This window comes from Hymenobacter segetis, from assembly GCF_054776495.1.
Genome location: NZ_BAAHBV010000004.1, coordinates 158528 through 179869, shown reverse-complemented (window position 1 = coordinate 179869; position 21342 = coordinate 158528). Strand labels below are relative to the sequence as shown.

Sequence of the window (21342 nt, the reverse complement as noted above, 5' to 3'; positions counted from 1 at the left end):
AAATGGGCTTTTTATGCGCGCATCAGCGCGCATCTAGCTAGTTTCGGTACCGAGCAGGGAGTTCTGCAACAGCCACGACCCTTTTCCTGAACTACAGCTGTCATGTCTCCAAGGGGCTACGTGGCCACCATGCCGCACCCGTTCTACGTGCGCACGACGCGGGCCAGGTCGCCCGGGCGGTATCGCCCGCGCCCGCCCCATCCGGACCCGCTCACGTAACGCGAACGTAACCCGGTCGAACGGCTCATCAACTGGCTGAAAAAATTCCGACCCGTCGCTACCCGCTCCGATAAACTTGCCGAGTCTTATGTCGCGTTCGTCTAACTACGCGCCATCATCCCTTGGCTAAATTGAGAGCACGCCCTGGCATCAGCCTTCTTCAAAACCAAGTACGCATACAACCTGCTACGGCCGGTGAGTTACCAGCACAGCGCGCTGGGCCAGCCCACCGGGAACCCGCTGATTCCCACGCCCGCGCCTCCCCGAGTACAGTACGGGCCACGTATGCGTTTCCGGCTTGGCGGTCGAGGTCCTGACTGAAGGATTTGGGCCCAACTACGCCTTCGCCGACCAGAACTGCGCGCCCTTCGGCCCGGGCGTCAGGGCGGATGCTTCGTTCGAGGAAGCAGGCGCCAAAGCCGGCATTTCGCACCTCTACGGCGGTTTTCATTCCCGTCCTTCCGTTGAAAAAGGGCTGGCGCAAGGCTGCATACTGCCCAGCATATTGACGCAAAACGGCGCTTTCGGTGACTGCAACTTACCCCAATGCTTCCTCGACGCGGGGGCGAAACAGGCGGCCGATGGGCAGCTCCTGGTGCGCCACCTCGACGTGGCGGGCGTTGTAGGTCCGGATTTTATCCAGCGCCACTATAAACGAACGGTGAATGCGCAGGAAGTTGCTTTCCGACAGCTTTTCCTCCAAGCCGTTGATGGTTTGCTTCACCACGAGCGGCGGCCCCGCGGCGGTGTGAATCCGGACATAATCCTTCAGCCCCTCCACGTAGAGGATGTCGCGCAGCACCACTTTTACCATCTTTCGGTCGATGCGAAAATACAGGAACGCCTCGGGGTTGGCCGCGTGCACGGGTTCGGCCGATGCGGGGGCGTCGGTCGAGCTGGCCTTGGCCACTGCCTTCAGAAACCGCTCCAACGAGACGGGCTTGAGCAAGTAATCCACGGCGTCCAGCTCGAAACCCTCGTAGGCGTACTCGCGGTAGGCCGTTGTGAAAATGACCTGGGGCGGGTGGCGAAGGCTGCGCAGAAAATCGGTGCCCAGGATTTTGGGCATCTTGATGTCCAGAAACATCAGGTCGATGGATTGCTGCTGGAGGATGCCGAACGCTTGCAACGCGTTGTCGCAGGTGGCGACCAGCTCCAAGTGGGCCACCTCCCGCACGTAGGCCGCCAGCACTTCCAGGGCCGGGGGCTCGTCGTCGACCAGTAGGCACCGCAGTTTCATGGGTGGTGATGGGTTGCAGGTTTGGGGGCTGGGGCCGCCGGCCGGGCGGTTGGTACGGGCGGGGCCGTTGGTTGGGCGGCTGACAGCGGGGCCAGCCATAGGCGCAGCGCAATCAAAAACGTGTCGGGCTCCGACACCACCTTCAACTCGTGCCGGCCCGGGTAGAGGCGGGCCAGCCGCTCCCGCACGCGGCGCAGGTCCGGTCCGTCGTGCCATGCGGGCGCCGTGGGCGCGTGGCTGTTGATTACTTTGAAGGTAACCGAAGTTTGCTTGGCCACCAAGTCGATGCTCACCCAAGGGCATTCCAGCTCCGGCCCGGTGGCGTGGCGAAACCCGTTTTCCAGGAAGGGCAGCAGCAGCAGCGGGGCAATGGCATGGGCGTCGAGGGCACCGCTGAAGTTGAGCGAAACATCTACCCGGGTGCCCAGCCGCAGCTGTTCCAGCGCCACGTAGTGCCGCACCATCTGCACTTCGTCGGCCAGCGGCACCGCGTCTTGCGGGCTTTCGTAAAGCATGTAGCGTAGCACGGCAGCCAGGTGCAGCACTGCCGCTGGCGCCGCCGCCGGTTGTTGGGCGGTGAGCAATTGCAGGCTGCGCAGGGCATCGAACAAAAAGGCGGGCTGGAGCTGGGTTTTCAGCAGCTCCAGTTCGGTGCGCAGCTGGCGCTGGCGCAGTTCCTCGCCGAGCTGCCGCTGCTCGTACCACTCGTTGAACACTTTGATGGCACTGGCCCCACCGGCCGCCACCAGGAGCATGAAAAAGCCCGCGTTCAGGTCCCCAACCAGCGAGGGCCAGTCAAGCGTTAAAAAGGCCGGCCACCCAAACAGGCGAGGGGCCCAAAAAGCACCATAGCTGAGCCACAGAATATTGGATATCAGCGCAGTGGACGCTACCCAGGCTGCCAGTCCCAGCAAAAACCGCCCCGGCTGCCGGCGCTGCAGCAACCAGGGCAGCAGCCCGTACAGCAGGGGGTAGGTGGCGAGCACAAACAAGGGCAGCTGCGTCAGCAGGTACCCGGCCCAGTATTTTCGCCAGCCCATGAACGACGGACCGGGCAGTTGAAGCAGGAGGAAAAACGCCGACACCACGGCCCAAAACAGCCCATGCCGGAGGATGCGAAGGCGGGGCCAGGCGTTCATGAGTGGGCGGGCCGCAGGGCCGCAGCGGGCGTTTCTTCGGCAGCCAAGGCGGGCGCGGCCGGCCCGGCCGGTTCTGCGGCGGAGTCGGGCAGTTGCAGCGTCAGCCGCACGGTGTAGGTATCGGGGCCGGCTTCTATGGCGAGGCGGTGCCGCTGTGGGTAGAGCCGCTCCAGTCGCTGGCGCACGTTGCGCAGTCCAATGCCCGCCGTGGCCGGCCGGGCGGGTTCCTCGTTGTTCTTCGAGTTCGTGATGACGCACCTCAAGTCGTGGCCCTGCACGGCCAGCGCCACGCCGATGCGTACCGGCCCCACTTGCTCGGCGGCACCGTGTTTAAAGGCATTTTCGACCAATGGCAGCAGCAGCAACGGCGCGATGCGGCCCCCGGCCGGCAGGTCATCGGCGGTAAACTCCAGGGTCAGGCGCGGGCCGTAGCGCAGCTGCTCCAGGGCCAGGTAGTTGCGCAGCAGCGCCACTTCGTCGGGGAGCGTGACCAATGGGGCGGTGCCCTGCTCCACCACAAATTGCAGCAGGCCCAGCAGCCGCCCCACCACCTCCGGTGCCTGCGCCGACTGCCGCAACGTGAGGGCGTAGAGGTTGTTGAGGGTGTTGAAGAGAAAGTGCGGGTGAATCTGGGCCTTGAGCAATTGTAGTTCGGCCCGGTAATTTTCCTGAGCAAGCCACACGTTGGCCAGTTCCTTTCGCCGCCACTGCCGGTACAAGTGCAGGCAGGCCGCCACCCCGGTCGTTATCACCATGGGAATGTAAGGCCCAGGCGCAAATACGTTATGGTGGTCGGGAATGGGGGTTTGTACGCCCTGGTACAGCGGCACCGTGACCAGGTGGCGGAAGGTATAGTTAACGCCCTGGCTCAGGAATGCCCAGCCCGCCAGCAGCAGCCCCGCCCGCCAGCGCGGGCCCCGGTCCAAGGCGGGCAACACCCCGTAGAGCAAGGCGTAGGTGGCCGGTACCAGGACCACAAGTTGCAGCAGCATATCGCGCAGGGCCAGGCGCAGGCTCACGGACACGTGGATGACATACATTATCAGCCACGCCATCAGCAGCGTGCGCACCAGCCAGAACAACCCGTGCCGCAGCCACCACCGCTCGTCGATTGCCTGGATGCCCCTTGCCAGCCCCCTGTTTTCTGCCTGTGCCATGCCGATGTGCTGGTGTAAGCCCGGGTAAATATATCGACTGGCGCACGAGTAATGCCCTGATAGTACGGTTTGTAGACAGACAGCCGCCCGGCGTCGACCAACGACCAAACCGGTTGTTCATCGACGGCCCGGCCCTGTATTGCGACCGGCCGCCGGCGCTGGACGAAAAACCAAGCGCAGGCTTTTCGCAGACGCCATCTTGGGGCATATCACCGGCGGCAGCACAGCCACGGCGGGGGCTGCCGGCCACCACATCGCCACTTCTTAAACCCTCATCCCCATGAAAAGACTCGCCTATCTCCTGTGCCTGCTGCCCTTGTGCGGCGCCTGCCAGAAAAAGAACGATGTAACCCCCCAAGCCGCCGAGTTTGCCTCGGCCGCCGACGCCAAAGCCTTCTTCTACGGTCGTGACGCCGAGCACAACCGCGCCATGGCCGGCCACGATTCGGCATTTTTCGCCCGGAATTTCGCGGATGCCTATTACAACTGCACGCCTAACGGCGACCTCAACAACAAGGCCGCCGAAATCCAAACCCTCATTCATGGGCCCTGGGTAACGGTGGAGAACATGGCGCCGCAGTTCGACGTGTTTGCCGCTGCCGCCGACGCGGCGGCGCTGACGACTACCAAGCGCATCAAAATCCGCACGCCCGCCGGCGAGTCCTTCCTCTATGTGCGGCGCACCATGGTCTACCAAAAACTCAACGGGCAGTGGCTGAGCATTTCCGGCCAGGGCACCTACGTCCAGACCCGCTACGTGGGCCAGTAGCCGACCACCGCTGCGCTGCCCTTCGCAACGCCCGCTCCTTGGTGTTTTTTCCATAAACCCTTATTTTATTAAAGCCATGAAAGCCTATACCCTCTTTCGTTTAAGCCTGCTGCTGCTGTTTAGCTTGCTTTCCACGCGGGCTCATGCCCAGCCCTCCGTCGCACCGGGCCTGCCCGGCTATTGGAACACCGAAACCAACCTCACCAACCGCAGCTACACCATTGTGCGCTTCTACAACGGCCAGGACCAGCTCGTGTACGAAGAGCGCCTAAATTCCCTGTGCCTCGACCTGAGCCGCCCGCGCAAAAGCTGCACCCGCCGCGCCACCCGCCAGCTTAACCTGGCCCTGCAACAGGTGCTGCGTGACCCTGCCGCCAGCCAAAATACCGTCCTGCTGGCCAAGCAGTTTGGCACGGACCGCCGTGTGCAGCGCTCGTATGCGGTGCGTTAAAGAATAAAAACGCGCTTCTTCACCCTCGTTGAATAGTCCCAGCGGGTGATGGTGTACTTCCCGGGCCTCACGTTCGCGCAATAAGATGGGACCTGTACTTCACGGCAGCGCCCTCGCAACTCCGGCCATACGGCGCAGTATCCAGCGTAGTCCGCAAAGCCCACAAGCGCTCGTCAGGACGCCGCCAATGTCGTCCGTCGGGAAGCGCTCCAAGAACCGAAACAGCAGCACCGGGGCCTCCTGGGTCGGGGCGTGTTCCCACAGTTCGGCCAGCAGGTCATCGAGTTCCGCCCTCGACTCGGGAAGCTGAAAGGTGGTCAGGGAATGGAGCAGCGAAGTAATATGGCGCGGCACCGAGCGGCAAGCAAAGCCAAGACGGGGTTTTGCTAATCCACTCTTTTGAATTAACGGAGCGCGTTCAGGCTAGTACCCTTTCGCTAAACCGCCTTATGGTGCCTTCGGTCCCCCTTGCGCCATGTGCTTCCCTTTGCCAGGTTCTGGAGGAGCGGAAGGAGGCCCCCCGGCACAAGCGCCAAGTGTCCCTCGCCGCACGTTGACGTAGCCGATGCACGCCTGACCACCGGGGTCCGGCAACTGGACCAAACGCCGCTCGCGAAGCACGAACCGGTGGCGCGGCTGCTCGCAGCTGATGGTGGTGCCCGGGTCGGCGGTCAGCAGCAAGGTATCGCCCCGGAACCGGTAGGTCCCGCGGGTGTTGATGTCGCGTTCGAGCTGGCCGTAGGCAAAGGTGCCGTCTTGGTAAAGGCCCAGCCATACGCTCCCCAGCGAAGCTTCGCGGTAGGCGGCCATGCACAAGCCCGCTTTGGGCGGGTCGTCGGTGAGAATGGAGGCGATCATCAAGGCCCCGGCTACTAGCACCAAGCCCACGAAAGTCAGCAGCAGTTTCCGCAACACCAGCAGGAGCGTTCGCATTGGCTAGCAGAAAACGGAATGGGACAGGTCCATGGGGCCGCACAAAATACGCTGCTTTTGCTGTACTTGCCGATTCAATCTGCGTTCCCCCACCGCCCGATGCGCAATAGAATCTACCTCGAATTGGTGGTGCTCAAACCCAAAAATGCGGTTCCGCTCACCGAAGCGGAACACCAGGCCATTCCCTGTCATTTTCTGCTCTGCCAGGAAGCCGAGAAGCGGCTCCTGGTCATTGAGTATACGCCCGGGGCGGAACGGGCGACCCGCGAGCGCATTGTTGCCGTCCACCTGCGAGCCTACGCCCGCCGCTACCAAATCCTGAGCTACCGGGTGTTGGACGACCTGGTGCCAAACCAGGCCCTGCCGCTGTTGGACTAGCGCCGCGGCAGCGTCCGAACGTCCGGGGGATGCGTTGGAAAGCAAGCGAGAAATGCTCCTTTTGCTGTTTAGACCGTGGCTGTTGCAGAACTCGCTCGACGACCTAAAAAGCTTCCGGTGGCGGTGACAAGCGGCTAATAAGGCCCGTAACGCACGCTTTTCGGGCAGTTGCACGTTCGACCATCCGACGAACGGGGCCGGCCCAAGGGTTCTGCAACAGCCACGGTCGTGGCTGTTGCAGAACTCCCGGCCTGCCTCTGCGCGACCTATGCGCACCACGCGTCCCTCAAGTGTGAAGGATTGGCTTGGTGCACGGAGCCAGGGCGGTCGCTATCGGAGTCCGCCGCTGAAAAGCTGGGACGCCGTACCTGTGGGCGGTGGGCAGGGAAGTAAAACAAGGGCACAAGGCTCCGACTGGGCTAAAAGGCGCTGCTGTACACGGTAATGCCCCCATGGGCTACCGGGTAATTTCCGAGCCGCGCGCTGGCGTATCCGCTTCCCGGCCCCGGGCCAATGTATGTCGTTCCTCCCGGTCGCGGCTGTGCTCAATTAACGTATTACCGGGCTGCTGCGCGATAGCATCGAGCGTGTGACTGATGCGCCCCAGCTCCGGTTGGTCGGTCCGGTAGGAAAGCATCATATCCGAATGCCGGACGCCCTGCTTGTCGGTGGTGCTGTGCACCTCGCCGGCCTTGGCCCCGCTGGCCGCAATGGCATCGTGTACCGCTTCGGCCTGTCCGCGGGTCCCGGGAACCGGAGCTTCTTCATCTATTTCAACCAGAATCCGTTTTTCCACGCCTACTGGCCGGCCCTCCCGATTGTCTGCCGGCGTAGCCACTGCAACTGGCTGCTCCTGCACGCGACGCAGGCCGGTGCCCGGCTGCAGCTCGGCTTGGATGGCTGCCTGCCGGCGGGTGGCCTGGTCCTGCTCGCTCTCGGCGATGCTCACGCCGATATATTTTTCGTTGCCCGCGGCAGCCCGGGTGTTGGTGTTAGTCACGATGGCGTGAATCAGGGCAATTTCGGGCTGGTTGTTGCGGTAGTGCATGTTGAATTCGGCCCGACGGATCCCCTGCTCGTCCACAGTGCTGCGCACTTCACCGGTGCGGATATAACCGGCACTTTCCAGCACTGCCTTCCACGCTTCGGCCCGGCCGCTGGTGTTGGGCGTGAGCTCATCAACGCGCCAGGTTGCTACTTTCTCCTCAGCGGCTGCCGGTGCCGAGGTTACGCCTGGCCGGCTGGGATACGCCGTGCGGGTGTCGCGACCTAGCAGTTCTTCCTCACTGGCCCGGCGGCCGCTGGGCGCGGGGTTATCGTGCATCCAGTCTTTGAGCAGCACCACCCCGGCGTCTTTCAGGTGAGTAAACTGCGCGGTTTGCTCCCGGGCTTCCTGCTCGCTACGGTAGGAGCGGGTCGGCTGGTCCGCTGCCGCCATTTCAGCACCCGGCACGGCCTGGCGGAAGCGTTTGTCATCCGGTGACCGTTGCTGCTGGGCATCCGGGGAGTTATCCCGCTGGCGCTGCGCCTCCCGCTCCAGGGCGCGCTGCTCCCGCTCCTGCCGCTGGGCTTCGGCCAAGCGCTGCTGGCGCTCGGATTCGCGCTGCTGCTCCTCGCGCTGGGCGGCGGACCGGATTTGCTCGGTGCTGAAGCCTTGGTTGGTGTACTCCAGCTCTTTGTTAAAGTCTTTGGCCAAGGGGTAGTCCACCCGGAGAAATAAGCCGGGCTGGCGCTCCAGTACGGGACGTGAGAGTTCCCGCTGCCGGTAAAGTTCCTGGGCGACCACTTCCAGCTGCATAACATCCGCGCGGGCCACCGTCATCCGCACCACCGTCAGCTGGTCCGTGCTGCGCGTCACCTCGGCCACCAGCGTGGGCCCTGCTTCCTGGGTGCTGTTGATTTTTGCTACCCGTTCACTAAGCTGCTGTACCTGCCCGGCGCCCTGCTCGGCCGAGTCGTGGTGAAAGGTCACTTTCAGGCTGGTGTGGTACTTGTCACTGGTGGCGTGCCACTCTACCGGCCGGGAGGCCTCATGGTAAGCTTCCTGCTCGGCTACCGGCACCAGGGGCCGGGCCGGCTGCAGCTCGTTGAGGTAGTTGATGTTGAACTGCCGGCCGCCGGCGTCGCGGTCATTGGCTAAAACCACTTCCTGGGGCTGCTGCTTGTCGATGACCCGCTGAATCAAGGCCACCTGCGCCTCGGTGGGCGTGCCGCTGGTGGCAACGTAGAGCGTGTTTTTGGGGTCCTGCCCGTGCTTGAGCTGGAAATGGGATAGCGAGTCGACGGCTGACTCACTCACTACCACGCGCTCCACTGGCGTGTCCTTGCCGTCGGTGGGGTGGGAAACCCAGATGCCGTTCTTAGGCAGTGGCAACAGACTTTTGTAGTGCTCGTTCTTCTGCTCGACGCTGGCCAGCCCGTGCTCATTGTAGAGCGGAAAGGCCGTGTTCTTATGCTCGTTCTGCTGCGCCGTGAAGATGCGCCCCTGAAAGGCCGGGCTGTCGAGCGTCTCATCCGTAATGCCTCGGCCGTGCAGGTAGCTGCGGTCGGTGAGTTCCTTTTTGACGCCCAGCACCTCAGAAATCAGGCGCGTGCGACGCTCTTCCTCGGCCTGCCGGGCCTCCAGTTCCGGTTCGCCCACGGGCAGGCTGCTCAGGCGGGCGGGGTCGGGCGGAGTGGCGTACACCCGGGCCGGGGCCGGCGCGCCATCGAGGTATTCGCGCAACTGTTGGCGCACCTGGCCCAGGTTCAGGCCGTGGCCGTCCCCGCCCCGGGTTTTGGCAAAGTCGATGATGGAGCCCGCGTCGCGGTCGTCGCCGGTGTTCAGGTACACCTGGTGGTCACCCTTGCGGGTAACGATAACGTGCTCCTCGTCCTTAACCAGGTGGTGCCAGTCGCCGCGGCGGCTTTCTTTCTTGATGGTGTAGCCCTGGCGCTGGGCGTAGTCAACCAGGTCAATGTCGCGCTTGAAGCGTTCGAGCTCGGTGGGGTCGTTTTCCCGGGGTGCATTCATAGGGTGGGCTGGGGAGTGGAGCCGGACAGCTCCACTCCCCCAGCACCCGGCGGCCGGGCCCGAGCAGGAAAGCTATCCGGGGTTAGGTTGTCGGCGGCAAACTGCCGGCCCGTTGCGCGGCTGCGTCGAAGAAGGCCAGCTGCTCGCGGAATTGTGCTAGTTGCTCCGCGCTGCCGAACACGTACTGGTTGGCACCGCTGCCGATGTCGATGCGCACGATTTCCGTGGGCACGCTCAGGGCGCGCAGCACCCGCTGCACCAGGCGCGGCTCGTCGCGCTTGAGCTTGCCATTCTTCAGGTTGACGACGTTGGTATAAGTCAGGCCATGCTGGGCACAAAAGGAAGTTAAATCGCCCTGGGCAAGGGCTTTAAGACGAAACTGCACGTAGCGCAGGCACTCACTATAGGGCGCGGACAGGCTAAGGTCAGGAAACCCCAACGGGGCGGGTAGGTGGTCAGATGGTACCATGCGAAGAAGGGCACACTGCGGGGGCAGTGGGGGTGAAGTATCGGAGCAATACCCCAAAGGACGCATATCGGGCTTAGAAGCCGCAACGCCATTAGGGAAAAACTCAAATCTTCTACCACCCAGCCGGCCCGGAGCCGAAACCGGCAGGATGCTACTTCGTCGGTAGGCGCTTCATACGGCCAAGTCTTTTTTAAGTTTTCACTAACTTTTTGCTAACACTCCTGCGCTTCTTGCCGTAAGGGGCCGGTATGCGTTCCGGAATACTCTTACTGGTGGTGATACTAGCCCTGGGTGCCTTGGCCGCGCTGCTGTGGTGGCGCTTCAAGGGCCCCGGCAAGCCGGCCGCACCGGTGGCCGTGCTGGCTACCCGGAACCACCATTCCCTGCGCACCTTCCACTACGAAACTGCCGCGGCCGCCCTGGTTGCCAAGAAAGCAACTGCTACCGACGTCGGAGAGGCCTTGGCCCGGCTGCTTCCCCAGGAAGACCTGGCCGCTCCCGAGCCCATGCATGCTGCCGAAGAAGAGGAAGCAGTAGTTGTGGTCGACAGCCCACAGCCGCTCGCTGAGCACCTGGACGAAGCCGGCCAGAATACCCAAGCGGACGAAACGCCCCACCCGGCATCTATTCGCCACGCGGCTGGCGCATTGGCCTCCCTGCTTGATGCCCAGGAAGATGTTACGGCGACTCTTGAGCCAACAGCGGAAGTTGACGAGGAACCGTCTGAGGCCCTCTTCCACAACCCCATCACCGCGCCGGTGCCCACGCCCAACGACCAGGCCAACCGCGCGGCCGAAATCGCCCTGCGCCAGCAGCGGCGGGTCCGCATGAACGCCGATGCTTCCGCCCAGCGCGCCGCCCTGAGCGGCCTGTTTCCCGGCGCCAGCAGCCCCATTCCCACGGCCAAACCCTCCTAGATGCCACACCTGCTTTCCGGGGAGATAAGCACCCTGTTACCACCTATTATCCCTTTCTATGTTAACCCATTTGCTTTCCCGGGCCCGTACCCACGCCGTAACGGCCACTGAAACCATGCACACGCTGGCCGCTGCCGGCCAGACCTACCAGCCCTCCAAAGCCGAGCAGCGCGTAGCCGCCCTGCTGACCGCCCTAGCCCTGGCCACCAGCCCGGCCCGTGCCCAGCTGGGAGGCGGGGGTGCCGCGGCCGCCCTCGAAGGCGTGCAGGAAACTGTCGTGGGCATCGTGCAGGTCATTTTCGCCATTGTGCTCATCGTGGGCCTGATTCGGGTGGTGATGAAGTTCGTGCAGGGCGCCCCCGACGCGCTGGGCGCCCTGGGCTGGCTGGTGGGCGGCGTGATTCTCTGGTTCGGCTTCCAGCTCTTCAAGGACGATTTGGTCAGCGCCGTAGGCGGTGGCGACGGAGGCGTACGCTAATCTCATGCGCTCCTATAAATCCATTGAGCGGCCCGCGCAGGTGCTGGGCATGAACATCCAGGACCTGGGCATCATGGTGGGCCTGTTTATCGGCTCGGTGCTGCTGCTCGGCTTTCTGGGCATGGCCATTAAGATTCCGCGCCTGGTGTACCTGCTCGTCATCCTCGTCGAGCTGGGCCTGATTCTGGGCCTGCGCTACCTGAGCAAAAAGCAGGCGCCCGGCTTTCTGATGGGCTGGCTCTCCTTCACCTTCATCCAGCCCCGCCGCCTGGCGGTGGGGCCTTTACCCATCCCTACTCATGACCAAAAAGCCCAAAACGGCCGCGTTTAATGCCGTGATGCCCGTGCACAGCTTCGAGGGCGACAAGGTGGTCTTCAAAGATGGCCGCGTCGCGGTGGGCTTCCGCGTGGAGCCCGCCGAGATGGAAAGCTGGACTTCGGACGACTACGAGGCCTTCCAGACCGCGCTGGTGGGCGTGCTCCGGCCCCTGCCGGTGGGCACCATCGTGCAGAAAACCGACATCTACTACGACCGGCCCTACCGCGAGGACAAGACCCAGCAGACCTACTTCGAGAACAAAATGAACAAGCACTTCTTCGAGCGGCTGGTGCTGTTTCAGAAGTCCTACCTGTTCATCTCCTTTGCCCCGGTGGCCGTCAAGTCGCCCAAGACCAACGCCGTGAATGCGCTGGTGGCCCGCGCCGGCGAGGCGGTGCTCAAGAACCCGTTTGCCCAGCTCGTGCACACGCTCGAAGCCGCCGAAAGTGGGGCCGTGGAATTCATTCAGGGCATTCAGAACCTGGGCGGCGTGACTTTTGAGCGGCTGCCAAGTGAAGACATTCACCAGCTCTACCTGCAGTACTTCAACCTCAACTTCGACGGCCAGCCCACCCGGCAGGAGCGCGAAATCGGCAACGCCCTGGGCACTTTCAGCGTGGGCGAGCACAAGGTCAACGTGCTTTCAATGGTGGGGCAGGGCTCGGATGCCTACCCGGCCGTGCGCAACGGGTACGGGGTGACGGCGCCGATGCTCTACCCGCTCACCCACATCCTGCAGTGCCCGCACGTGCTCACCCAGGCCCTGCTCATTCAGGACACCCGCGCCGAGCTCAGCTCGCTGGACACTGACCGCAAGCTCAACGCCTCGCTCTCATTTCTGGCCACCCAGGACAACCACCTGCGCGCGGCCGAAGTCGAGGAATTCACCGCCGAGGTGCGGGCTGAGAACAAGCAGATTGTGGGCCTGCACCTCTCGTGCGTGCTCTGGGACACGAACGACACCAGCCGGCGCGAAAACGTGGAGCGGGCCACCGCGGCCTTTCGCTACATGTTCGGCACCGAGAGCGTGGTGGAAAGCTACCTGGCCCTGCCCGTGTTCTTCGGCCTGCTGCCCGGCAACGCCTGGCAGGTGCCGGACCGCTGGCTGACGAGCACCGCCGACCGCGGCGCCTGCTACACCCACTGGACGGCCACCTACAAAACCGACCCGGTGGGGGAGTACCTCACCGACCGGTTCCGCAACCTGGTGCAGGTAAACCTGTTCAACACGGCCCTGGACAACCAGAACGCCATTGTTATCGGCCCCTCGGGCTCGGGGAAGAGCTACACCTTCGGCAACCTGATTGTGCAGCGCTTCGAGAAGGGTGCCCGCCAGATTATCATGGACGTGGGCGGCACCTACCGCAACGTGCTGCAGTCGCTCAACGGCGAGGACTTCGACAACACCTACTTCGAGTACGACCCGCAGCGGCCCATTGAGTTCAACCCCTTCGTCGTGCCGCGCGACGCCACGGGCAAGTGGCTCTACAACGACGAGAAGACCAACTTCCACCTGGCTTTGCTGGCCGCGCTCTGGAAGGGCGGCAAGGACACGGCACTGGATAAGTCGGAGCGCACCATTCTTTCGCGCTTTCTAATTGAGTACTACGCCGGCCTGAACGAGAGCCCGCGCCTGAACCAGAAGGACGAGGAGTTTCCCGGCATGGAAAGCTTCTACCGCTTCGTGGAGCAGTACGACCAGGAAATGCAGAAGCCGGTAGCCCTGCCTGGCGACGGGGTGGAGCCCGACCCGCTGGATGGCGCCCGCCGACAATACCAGAAAAACCTGAAGTACATCGACATGCACCAGTTCTTCCTGGTGCTGGGCCAGTACATCACCGGCGGCCGCTACGAGCGGGTGCTCAACGCCCAGCGCGACGTGGATTTGTCGGAGTACCGGCTCATCTGCTTTGACCTGGCCAAGGTGCAGGCCGACCCCGACCTCTACCCCGTGGTGGCCATGCTCATCACCGAGCTGAGCCTGGACTTGTTTCGCAGGTTTCCCGATGACATCAAGTACATCGCCCTGGACGAGGCCTGGACCATGCTCTCGGGGGTGCTCTCGGAATTCATCGAGTCGATGTACCGCACCATCCGCAAAACCAACGGCTCGGTCACCATCATTACCCAGGGCATCACCGAGATTACCAGCAGCAAGATTGGCCCGGCCATCATCAATAACTCGGCCACCAAGATTATCCTGCGCCATGTCAACCCCGACTCGCTGGCCCAGCTGCAGGCCCCCCTCGGTCTGACGGGCCACGAGATGGACCTGATTAAGTCCGTCCGCTCCACCGAGGCCCTGCGGGAGTTCTTCATCAAGCAGGGCGCCAAGGGCAAAGTTTTCGCCCTGGAGGCCTCCCCGCAGCTCGATGCCATCCTGACGTCCAAGCCCGTGGAGCGCAACCACCTCAACAAGCTGGTGAAGTTCTACCAGCAGACCCAGCAGCGGCCCAGGACCGACAAAAACGGTCATGTGCTGCTGAATGCGGAGGGGCAGATGGAGTACGAGCCGGTGCGCGTGCAGCGCCTGGATTACGCCGTCGACCAGTTTGTGGAAGATAAACAGGCCCAGAAGGGGGCCCTGACCCGATGAGTATGCTTGCGATGGTTGCCTACGGCATCGACCCGGGCTTTCTGCGTGCCTGCGACCAGACCCTGCAGGTCGTGCTCACCGCCTGTCGCTTCATCACGCCCAGTTTGATGGGCATTGCCCTGCTCTACACCATCGGGCGGGGCTTTATCTCCGGCAGCGGGCTGGCCATGGACTGGGGGCCGATTATCAAGGCCACGTGGATATTCTTCCTGCTGTTCTTCTACCAGACGCTGATGGATACGCTGGGGACGGGCATCGCGGCCTTCACGGCGCTGTTTGCCACGAACCAGTCAGCGGCCGAAGCCCTGCGCGACCTGACTACTCCACCCGCCGTTGCCGCGGCGGCCCGCAATGATTCCATGGGCATTGGTGATGTTGTCTCGGGGGCCTCGGCCCTGATGACCAGCATATCGGAAACGCTGTCCACGTTCACGTTTTCGGGGCTGATGACCCGGCTGTTTACGGCCACCACGGTGCTCATCATCCGCAAAATCATGACGTTCATCCAGCAGTTCATCCTGGGTTTTCTGTACGTCTGCGGGCCGATTGCCATGACCCTGTCAGTGGTACCCTCCTTCGGTCAACTGGCCATGAAGTGGCTGCAGAACTTCCTGGCCGTGCAGATGTGGGGGCTGACGTTCGTGCTGCTCGATACCCTTTATAAGTTCTATGCTGAGTCGGCCCGCGCCCCTGGTGGGCTGTTTGGCAACATTGTGAACGGGCCTCAACAGTCGGTCGATGACCAGATGTTCATGCTCACCTCGGTGGCCTTCGTGCTGCTCTACGTGATGGTGCCCTACCTCACGTCGCTGTTCATTGGCTCCTCGGCCGCGCAAGGCTTCGTCGGCTCCATGACGGGCATGGCCGTGGGCGCGGCCACCGCTGCCGCCGGTGTCGTGGCTCCCGGTGGGGGCGGGCTGGCAAGCGCTGTTGGCCGCGCCCTGGGTAACGGGGGCGGCGGTGGAGGTGGGGGAGGAGGCAATAGTCCTGCCGCTTCGAGCGGCAACGCGGCCGCCAGTGGCGAAGCGCCCAGCGGTTCTGCTTCCTCCGGTCTACCGGTCATCACTATGGCGGATGCGCTGAATCCATCCTACCGGCAACGCGCCTCCGGCATCTGGACAAAATAACTAACGCCTCACGCTATGAAAAGCCTGCTTATATCCTTCACCGCTATCCTGTTGGGTAGCCTCCCCTCTGGCTGTCAATCGGACAATACCAAGCCCTCCTCCAGCACCGCAGAACCAGTACCTGACCGTACAGCTCCAACAGCAGCAGCTCCGGGGGCAAGCTCTCCAGCCCTACTGCCCCCTTCGGCAATCGATGTGCGCACGGGTGTGGAGCAGCAAACGCCAAAGCAAGGCTACCTGCAGGTGATTTCCGCCAAAGTGTTGAAAGCTGAGCCCATGCAGGTAACGCTGCCTTGGATGTGGGGCTCGGATCCGGACCGCCCCGGTGGTCGAAAGGTCGGCACCGCACCTGGCTACCGTATTTCCTATGAGGCCGTGCTCCGCTGGAAGCCAACAGGCTACGGTCCTAAGGAAAAGATACCGACTTCCCTGCCGCTGTACTCGCCCAACGGAACTGATTCACTGGCTGGCTTTCAGGTAGGAGCGGAGGGCCTCACGAAGCCCGAGCGCTTCAAGGTCTCCCAAATCCAGCCCAGTACGCCCGTGACAGTGCGCGGCACCCTGTATGCCTATATGGGGCAAAACAACCAGAAACAGTCGGCTCTGGTGGTATACCCTTACCGCGACCCTTTCGGTCTGCCAGAACCCAATAGAATGACCTTCCTACCACTCAAATCAACAGGACTGTAGAATTGCAGAATTGCAGATATGTAGTACAGCAGAGCATTCTCTTTCCAAAACTCACAAGCAATCAGTAATGGATTCCGCCAAAGACTTAAGTACCTCTTTCTCCACCATGCGCAACCTGGCGCTGGGCAGCGTGCTGGCCCTGCTGCTCGTGGCCCTGGCCTCGGGTTTCCTCGTGTACCGCGCCTACGAAAACAGCGGCCGGCGCGTGTACGTCGTTTCGCAAACCGGCTCGGTGGCCGCCCTCTCGGCCGGCAACGACGCCCACACCCCTTACGAGGCCCGCAACCTGGTGCGCCAGTTCATGCAAACCATGTTCGGCCACGACCAATATACCTACAAGGCCAACCTGGACGCGGCGCTGCCCTTAATTGAAGGGCGCGGGGGCCGGCGCATCTACGAGGGCTTCACCCGCGGGCAGGTGCTGCAGAACTACGAGCGCTACGCCGCCCGGAACGTGGTGACCGTGGACAGTGTGCTCGTAGACATGAGCAAGCGCCCCTGGTCGGGCGCGGTCTACATTAAGCAGCGCATTTTCATCGGCGGCCAGCAAAAGGAGCCCCTGCCGCTGGCCGCCAAGTTCAACCTTGTGGAAACCAACCGCTCGGATGCCAACCCTTACGGGCTGCTCATCACCAACTTCGACTACATCCCTTACTCGCCGCAGCTAACGCGGGAAGAGCAGGAGCTGCTGCAGTCTCAGGAAACCGACCGTCAGCGCCGCCTGCAGGAAGCCGAGCGCAGCCTGGCCCCGGCCGGCCCGCCCACGGCCCCCGCAGCCCCCGACGGGACTTCGGCCCCCACTACTCCGGCTAAGTAACCATTTATCCCTTTCACCAATGCGTCTTTACACCCTTCCGGCCCTGTTAGGGCTGCTCTCCCTGCTTTTTCAAACGGCGCCGGCTGCCGCGCAAAGTGCCACTACTTCCCCAGCCGCTGCCGTGGTGGCCACCGATAATCTGCTGGACGTAGCGGTATCCGACTCCTCTACCACCTACCTGGTCTTTGGTGGACCGGTGTCGCTGGTTGACGTGGGCATGGCCAATAACTACCTGGTCAAGATTGAAGCCAATGCCGTGTTTGTACGCGCCAAGCGCAAGCACGCGCCACCTACTCCCATGCTCATCCGCTACGGCTCGAAGTACTGGATGGGCCGGCTCGTGTACGTGAACCGCCCGGTGCTGCAGCTCTACGACTTTCAAAAGGACGGCGCGCTGAGCATCAATGGCAAAAGCGCCAGCTCCACGGGCGCGGCCCCGGAAAACGAGCTGGCCCTGGACAAGGAGCGGGAAAAGAAGGCTGTCGTCGAGGGCAAGCTCAGCAAGCTGCGCAAAACCCGCGAAGAGCATCAGTCGGTGGCCGTGGTCGATAACGACCTGGTGCTGTCGCTGGCCAACGTGCGCAACGACAAGGATTTCACCTACCTGCGCTTCAAGGTCATCAATAAGACAAACATCGACTACAACGTGGATTTCACCGACTTCCAGCTGGTGGAAAACGCCCAGAAGAAGTTTCTGGCCCGCAAAAAGAACGAGGCCCGGCGCCCGCTGGCACCCGCTGGCGGGGGACCCAATCAGGTGATTACCGGGCGCACCACCGGCTACCTGACCTATGCCATTCCGCTGTACGCCGCCACCGAGCGCGGCTATCTGGAAGTGACCCTGCGTGAACTCAACGGGGCCCGGGTGCTGGTGCTGCCCGTGCCCTCCCGCGTGATAAACCGCGCCGCCACCATTTAGTGCTGTCCGTCCTTTTCTATGGAACCTATCACTCCGACTACCCAAGCTAACAGCCCAGCGACCCGCCCCGAAAGCGAGCAGCCTGCCCCGACGGTCGCGCCCGTAAAGCGCACCCCCACGGAAATCCTGCGCTCGAACTGGATGGCCTTTGCCGGCCTGCTGCTGGTGCTCGTCATCGGCGGCCTGTTTATGTGGCTGAAATCGGCCAAGGAAGCCGCCCAGCAGCAGCGCGAGCCGGTGGCGGCCGCCTCGGCCAACATCGAGCCCGAAATACCCTCGGTGGAAAATGCGCCTTCGGCACCGACCGCCTCCCCTTCGGCCCAGATTGAAGCCCAGCGCCGGGCCGAGCAGGACGCCCAGAGCGCCCCGGCCCGGGCCACGGACCAGGATGTCGTCGACGTGTTTGCCGTCGATACCACCGGCCTGGCCCTGCGCAAGCGCCGCCGGGCTCAAGTGGCCGCCCAAGCCGCCGCCCGGCGCACCGAAGCTGCCCGCTTGGCTGCGGCCGACGTGGACACGATTGAAACCACGATTCAGGACCCTTCCACGGGCTCTTACCGCGCCCAGACCCTGGTGGTGCCGCGCCGGCGCCTCACCGCCAGTGGCGGAGGCCGCCCCCGGCCGGTTAATAGCCGAAGCGGGCGCAGCCTGGTACCCACCCGCGACGTGGACGGCACCCCGTTTGAGACCGACCCGGACGTGCTGGCCATGCTGGGCTCCTCGCCGCCGGAAACCCGCGCCGCCTACGAGCGCATGACCGGTAAGCGCTACCGCGACCCCAACCAGACCGCGCAGCTGCTGGCCAACCGGGTGAATGCCCCCGGCATGGATGGGTTCAACACGGTGAAAGTGGGCAACGCTACCCGCATGATGGCCCAAGGGAGCCAGCGCGAGCAGCAACTGGCCCCGGACGTGTTTTTCAAGTGCGTCATCAACGGCGAGCAGAAGGTGCGCACCGGCTCGGTGGTTATCCTGCGCCTGCTGGAGGATGCCGTGGTTTCCGGGGTCACCTTCCCCAAGAACATGGTCTTTGCCGGCGTGGCCACCGTGGGTACCAACAACGTGACGCTGGAAGTCAACCGCCTGGGTCCGACGCGGGTGCAGGCCGACATCTACGACTTCAACTACATGCCGGGCATCATGATTGACCCGGTGAAGCGCGTGGCCAAAGAAGCGGGGATGGCCGGCAACGAGCTGCAGCAGCAGACCACCCAGGAAATCAGCACTGCCATTGACCGCTCGGCCTCGGCGGCGAACTCCGTGGTGGGCGTGGGCGGCCGCGTGGCCGCCTCGGTGCTCGCCCGGCCCAAAACCCGCACCAAGCTGCGCGACGTGCTGCTGCCCGACGGCTACCCTATCCTGATTACCACCGCGGCCGCCGGCCAGCTGGGCCCGGAAGCAGCCGCGCGCTGATTCCTTTTCTCTCACGCTAATCCCCTACGACGATGAAAAAGATGCTTTTGCCGGCCCTCGTGGCCCTGGCGCTGGTTCTGGCTCCGAGTGCTGACGTTGCAGCTCAGGCCGTGGTGAATGACCCGCTGCACATGGGCGTGCACATCGGGCAGTTTGCCAAACAGCTCAAGGAATGGACCGAAACGGTCAAAAACTACCAGGTTATCAAGGACGCCAGGCAGATTGCGGGCGTCACCAAAGACATTACCGGTGAGGTCAAGAACATTACCGACGAGACCCTGCAGCTGCAGCGCCAGGTGCAGGCCGACCTGCGCAAAGTGCAGAGCATTCAGGACCTGCGCCTCTCCAACCCCCAGGAACTGTTTGCCCGCGCCCTGGCCATGTCGGGCCGGGGGCAGAGCAACCAGTACATGCCCGTGTTTCAGAAGGCCGAGCGCCTGCGCCAGGCCCTGCAGCTCAACAACCCCCAGCAGGATTTGAACACGGTGTACGACGTGTTTTCCCGCTTCGGCTCGGGTGCCACCGCCGGCAACAACCGCATGAGCTCGCAGCAGTACCAGCAAAAGCGCGAGGAAGCGGCCGTCTCCACGTTTGCCTACGAGGAGATGATGCAGAAAAAGAAGATTGCCACGGCCTTCGGCTACTACAAGATTGCCGACGAGATGACCCAGCAGAGCATCGAGATGAATGCCACCCTCAAGAACCCCGGCCGCTACGCCATGACCGAAGGCGAGCGGATGGTGGCCCTGAATACCTCGAACGACAACATGATTAAGGCCATGCAGCTGCGCCAGGAAGCCGACCGGCTGCTGGCGGAAGCTTCCCAACCCGGCCCCTCACGGCAGGCTGCTGAAATGGTCTATTCCGACATCCTGGTGCAGAACGCCCTCATCAAAGCGGACCGGTCCCGCCCCCGCAACTAACTCTTTATGAAAAATCTACTGCTAGTGGCCCTGCTGCTGGCGGGGGCCGGCGCGGTGCCGGCCCCCGCCCAACGCCACGTCCAACACATTTCCAGCTGGGGTGCCCACCTGGGCCGCTCCGGGAAGGGCGACTTCTACGAGCTGAGCAACACCAGCATGCTCACCAACCGCCTGGCCCTGCGCACGAGCGTGCTGCGCGACGCCGGCACCCTGAGTGGCCGCGGTGAGTATTCCAGCTACGTGGGCCGGGTGCTGCTCGCCCCACAGCTTTTCCGCCTGGGCGAAGTCGCCTACGTGCATCTGCTACTGGGGGCCAGCGCCGACTACGAGCGCACCGGTGAGAACGGCACCGTGGAACCGGCCGCCGACGCCCAGGAGCCGCAGCGCTTCACCTACGGCCCGCTGGCCGGGGCCGAAGTCGACTGCTTCCTGGGCAACCGGCTTTCGCTGGTGGCCACCGCCACCAAAGGTTACCTATTCAACAACCCGATTATCGACCAGTGGCCGGGCTACGCCAGCGCCGGCCTGCGGTACCACTTTCGCTAACCCTCGCTTTTCTGACCTATGAAACGACTGGCTTATCTGCTGCTGAGCGGCCTCACCTTGGCGACCATGTCCAGCTGCTCCAAAGACGACGCTACACCCGCCGGTCCCAGGGAATACCAGGTAGAATACCGCATTTCCTCCCCCACGGCCCCGCAGTCGGACTACCTCAGCTACGACAACGAAAGCGGCGGCACGACTACGCTGAGTAACATCCCGCTACCGGCTACCTACCGCTTCAAGCGCACGCTGAAGCAGGGCGACCATCTGAGTCTGCTGGCCAGCCTCGACGGGGGCACTGCCGCATCGGAAATCACAGCCGCCATTTTGCTCGACGGGCGGGAAGTGAGAAAAGAAACCGGCCGCGGCGCCGGTGCGCAGGCGGTGCCGGTCTACGTGATTGGGCAGTAGGGTAGAATTCAGCTACATTATACTTTCATGGACTCTCCCTTTGCTTCCGCTGGCTTTCCCGACCCGGCACTTGTCATCAACTATCCCACCGCCCTGCGCTTCGTCCGCCTCCGGCTCAACCGCATGGCGCACGGGCAGATGAAGTCCTGGGCAACCGCGCACCGCTTCAACTACGCCCGGCTGGTGGAAATTAAAAAGGACGACCGGCAGCTGTACGCCCTGCTAATAAAGCGTCTCTTCGCTGCTTTCGGCTACTCGGTTGACGTGCTTCGCTTGATTTCAATTACCAACGAGAAAAGGCATTTTTATTGGTTTGCAACGCCGGAGGCCTACGCACTGTTTCGCCACGAGCTGCGCGCCTACGATGAGCTGGTCAGGCTGGCCAGTTAACCAGGCTTTGTTCCGAAAGCAATAATAAAGG

General features: G+C 63.0%; 22 protein-coding genes. 16 read left to right on the top strand and 6 right to left on the bottom strand.

Translation table 11 applies throughout. The features are described 5' to 3' along the window. Positions 1-757: 757 nt before the first annotated feature. Genes ACYU70_RS21695 through ACYU70_RS21685 form a run of 3 tightly spaced genes read right to left on the bottom strand, consistent with a single transcriptional unit; the run spans position 758 to position 3755 of the window. Complete coding sequence (locus ACYU70_RS21695) at positions 758-1459, bottom strand: LytR/AlgR family response regulator transcription factor (protein ID WP_342300172.1); 702 nt, start codon at positions 1457-1459, stop codon at positions 758-760. Further along, the gene (locus tag ACYU70_RS21690; protein ID WP_342300173.1) at positions 1456-2598 is read right to left on the bottom strand and encodes a sensor histidine kinase; all 1143 of its coding nucleotides are present in this window, start codon (positions 2596-2598) and stop codon (positions 1456-1458) included. The genes ACYU70_RS21695 and ACYU70_RS21690 overlap by 4 nt, the downstream gene beginning before the upstream one ends. Further along, positions 2595-3755: a sensor histidine kinase gene (locus tag ACYU70_RS21685; protein ID WP_342300174.1), complete on the bottom strand. Its 1161-nt coding sequence runs from the start codon at positions 3753-3755 to the stop codon at positions 2595-2597. The genes ACYU70_RS21690 and ACYU70_RS21685 overlap by 4 nt, the downstream gene beginning before the upstream one ends. A gap of 280 nt (positions 3756-4035) precedes the next feature. Between ACYU70_RS21685 and ACYU70_RS21680 the strand changes: the two genes are divergently transcribed. Next, positions 4036-4524, top strand: a complete 489-nt coding sequence (locus tag ACYU70_RS21680; protein WP_342300175.1) for a DUF4440 domain-containing protein — start codon at positions 4036-4038, stop codon at positions 4522-4524. Positions 4525-4600: 76 nt separating this feature from the next. Continuing rightward, positions 4601-4975 carry a hypothetical protein gene (locus tag ACYU70_RS21675; protein WP_342300177.1) on the top strand — a complete coding sequence of 125 codons (375 nt, stop codon included), beginning with the start codon at positions 4601-4603 and terminating at the stop codon, positions 4973-4975. 447 nt (positions 4976-5422) lie between these two features. On the opposite strand, the gene ACYU70_RS21670 is transcribed toward ACYU70_RS21675, so the two are convergent. After that, positions 5423-5908, bottom strand: a complete 486-nt coding sequence (locus tag ACYU70_RS21670; RefSeq protein ID WP_342300178.1) for a hypothetical protein — start codon at positions 5906-5908, stop codon at positions 5423-5425. Between the two features lie 99 nt (positions 5909-6007). Here ACYU70_RS21670 and ACYU70_RS21665 point away from each other — a divergent pair, with 99 nt between their 5' ends. Continuing rightward, entirely contained in the window at positions 6008-6286 is a 279-nt protein-coding gene (locus ACYU70_RS21665; RefSeq protein ID WP_342300179.1) for a hypothetical protein, read from the top strand. Between the two features lie 457 nt (positions 6287-6743). Here the strand turns inward: ACYU70_RS21665 and ACYU70_RS21660 are convergent, their stop codons facing one another. Then, positions 6744-9299, bottom strand: coding sequence for a toprim domain-containing protein (locus ACYU70_RS21660; RefSeq protein ID WP_342300180.1), 2556 nt, complete (start codon positions 9297-9299; stop codon positions 6744-6746). Positions 9300-9381: 82 nt separating this feature from the next. Continuing rightward, positions 9382-9768, bottom strand: a complete 387-nt coding sequence (locus ACYU70_RS21655; protein ID WP_342300181.1) for a hypothetical protein — start codon at positions 9766-9768, stop codon at positions 9382-9384. Positions 9769-10016: 248 nt separating this feature from the next. On the opposite strand from ACYU70_RS21655, the gene ACYU70_RS21650 reads away from it, so the two are divergent. The 13 genes from ACYU70_RS21650 (at position 10017) to ACYU70_RS21590 (ending at position 21311) form a co-directional block, all read left to right on the top strand. Continuing rightward, complete coding sequence (locus ACYU70_RS21650; protein ID WP_342300182.1) at positions 10017-10685, top strand: hypothetical protein; 669 nt, start codon at positions 10017-10019, stop codon at positions 10683-10685. A gap of 58 nt (positions 10686-10743) precedes the next feature. Beyond that, a complete protein-coding gene (locus ACYU70_RS21645) occupies positions 10744-11163 on the top strand; it encodes a hypothetical protein (RefSeq protein WP_342300183.1) in 420 nt (139 codons plus the stop codon). 4 nt (positions 11164-11167) lie between these two features. Then, on the top strand, positions 11168-11494 hold the full coding sequence (locus ACYU70_RS21640) for a hypothetical protein (RefSeq protein ID WP_342300184.1): 327 nt from the start codon (positions 11168-11170) through the stop codon (positions 11492-11494). After that, positions 11463-14078, top strand: coding sequence for a TraG/VirB4 family ATPase (locus ACYU70_RS21635; protein ID WP_460616124.1), 2616 nt, complete (start codon positions 11463-11465; stop codon positions 14076-14078). Before ACYU70_RS21640 ends, ACYU70_RS21635 begins: the two co-directional genes overlap by 32 nt. Positions 14079-14080: 2 nt before the next feature. Beyond that, positions 14081-15205 carry a hypothetical protein gene (locus ACYU70_RS21630; RefSeq protein WP_342301614.1) on the top strand — a complete coding sequence of 375 codons (1125 nt, stop codon included), beginning with the start codon at positions 14081-14083 and terminating at the stop codon, positions 15203-15205. Positions 15206-15220: 15 nt separating this feature from the next. After that, positions 15221-15895 (top strand): hypothetical protein, encoded by a 675-nt coding sequence (locus tag ACYU70_RS21625; protein ID WP_342301616.1) that lies wholly within the window; start codon positions 15221-15223, stop codon positions 15893-15895. 67 nt (positions 15896-15962) lie between these two features. Beyond that, positions 15963-16712, top strand: a complete 750-nt coding sequence (locus ACYU70_RS21620; RefSeq protein ID WP_342301618.1) for a conjugal transfer protein TraK — start codon at positions 15963-15965, stop codon at positions 16710-16712. Between the two features lie 19 nt (positions 16713-16731). After that, on the top strand, positions 16732-17631 hold the full coding sequence (locus tag ACYU70_RS21615; protein WP_342301619.1) for a DUF4138 domain-containing protein: 900 nt from the start codon (positions 16732-16734) through the stop codon (positions 17629-17631). Between the two features lie 18 nt (positions 17632-17649). Beyond that, entirely contained in the window at positions 17650-19044 is a 1395-nt protein-coding gene (gene traM, locus ACYU70_RS21610) for a conjugative transposon protein TraM (protein WP_342301621.1), read from the top strand. Positions 19045-19076: 32 nt separating this feature from the next. Continuing rightward, positions 19077-19967, top strand: coding sequence for a hypothetical protein (locus tag ACYU70_RS21605; protein WP_342301623.1), 891 nt, complete (start codon positions 19077-19079; stop codon positions 19965-19967). 6 nt (positions 19968-19973) lie between these two features. Then, positions 19974-20513 carry a hypothetical protein gene (locus tag ACYU70_RS21600; protein ID WP_342301624.1) on the top strand — a complete coding sequence of 180 codons (540 nt, stop codon included), beginning with the start codon at positions 19974-19976 and terminating at the stop codon, positions 20511-20513. Positions 20514-20531: 18 nt separating this feature from the next. After that, positions 20532-20921 carry a hypothetical protein gene (locus tag ACYU70_RS21595; RefSeq protein WP_342301626.1) on the top strand — a complete coding sequence of 130 codons (390 nt, stop codon included), beginning with the start codon at positions 20532-20534 and terminating at the stop codon, positions 20919-20921. Between the two features lie 27 nt (positions 20922-20948). Then, entirely contained in the window at positions 20949-21311 is a 363-nt protein-coding gene (locus tag ACYU70_RS21590) for a hypothetical protein (RefSeq protein WP_342301627.1), read from the top strand. Positions 21312-21342: the final 31 nt, after the last annotated feature.

Bases quoted from the DNA above. Each gene is read 5' to 3' on its own strand.
- ACYU70_RS21695 (WP_342300172.1), bottom strand. From the start codon at position 1,459: ATGAAACTGCGGTGCCTACTGGTCGACGACGAGCCCCCGGCCCTGGAA.
- ACYU70_RS21690 (WP_342300173.1), bottom strand. From the start codon at position 2,598: ATGAACGCCTGGCCCCGCCTTCGCATCCTCCGGCATGGGCTGTTTTGG.
- ACYU70_RS21685 (WP_342300174.1), bottom strand. From the start codon at position 3,755: ATGGCACAGGCAGAAAACAGGGGGCTGGCAAGGGGCATCCAGGCAATC.
- ACYU70_RS21680 (WP_342300175.1), top strand. From the start codon at position 4,036: ATGAAAAGACTCGCCTATCTCCTGTGCCTGCTGCCCTTGTGCGGCGCC.
- ACYU70_RS21675 (WP_342300177.1), top strand. From the start codon at position 4,601: ATGAAAGCCTATACCCTCTTTCGTTTAAGCCTGCTGCTGCTGTTTAGC.
- ACYU70_RS21670 (WP_342300178.1), bottom strand. From the start codon at position 5,908: ATGCGAACGCTCCTGCTGGTGTTGCGGAAACTGCTGCTGACTTTCGTG.
- ACYU70_RS21665 (WP_342300179.1), top strand. From the start codon at position 6,008: ATGCGCAATAGAATCTACCTCGAATTGGTGGTGCTCAAACCCAAAAAT.
- ACYU70_RS21660 (WP_342300180.1), bottom strand. From the start codon at position 9,299: ATGAATGCACCCCGGGAAAACGACCCCACCGAGCTCGAACGCTTCAAG.
- ACYU70_RS21655 (WP_342300181.1), bottom strand. From the start codon at position 9,768: ATGGTACCATCTGACCACCTACCCGCCCCGTTGGGGTTTCCTGACCTT.
- ACYU70_RS21650 (WP_342300182.1), top strand. From the start codon at position 10,017: ATGCGTTCCGGAATACTCTTACTGGTGGTGATACTAGCCCTGGGTGCC.
- ACYU70_RS21645 (WP_342300183.1), top strand. From the start codon at position 10,744: ATGTTAACCCATTTGCTTTCCCGGGCCCGTACCCACGCCGTAACGGCC.
- ACYU70_RS21640 (WP_342300184.1), top strand. From the start codon at position 11,168: ATGCGCTCCTATAAATCCATTGAGCGGCCCGCGCAGGTGCTGGGCATG.
- ACYU70_RS21635 (WP_460616124.1), top strand. From the start codon at position 11,463: ATGACCAAAAAGCCCAAAACGGCCGCGTTTAATGCCGTGATGCCCGTG.
- ACYU70_RS21630 (WP_342301614.1), top strand. From the start codon at position 14,081: ATGCTTGCGATGGTTGCCTACGGCATCGACCCGGGCTTTCTGCGTGCC.
- ACYU70_RS21625 (WP_342301616.1), top strand. From the start codon at position 15,221: ATGAAAAGCCTGCTTATATCCTTCACCGCTATCCTGTTGGGTAGCCTC.
- ACYU70_RS21620 (WP_342301618.1), top strand. From the start codon at position 15,963: ATGGATTCCGCCAAAGACTTAAGTACCTCTTTCTCCACCATGCGCAAC.
- ACYU70_RS21615 (WP_342301619.1), top strand. From the start codon at position 16,732: ATGCGTCTTTACACCCTTCCGGCCCTGTTAGGGCTGCTCTCCCTGCTT.
- traM (WP_342301621.1), top strand. From the start codon at position 17,650: ATGGAACCTATCACTCCGACTACCCAAGCTAACAGCCCAGCGACCCGC.
- ACYU70_RS21605 (WP_342301623.1), top strand. From the start codon at position 19,077: ATGAAAAAGATGCTTTTGCCGGCCCTCGTGGCCCTGGCGCTGGTTCTG.
- ACYU70_RS21600 (WP_342301624.1), top strand. From the start codon at position 19,974: ATGAAAAATCTACTGCTAGTGGCCCTGCTGCTGGCGGGGGCCGGCGCG.
- ACYU70_RS21595 (WP_342301626.1), top strand. From the start codon at position 20,532: ATGAAACGACTGGCTTATCTGCTGCTGAGCGGCCTCACCTTGGCGACC.
- ACYU70_RS21590 (WP_342301627.1), top strand. From the start codon at position 20,949: ATGGACTCTCCCTTTGCTTCCGCTGGCTTTCCCGACCCGGCACTTGTC.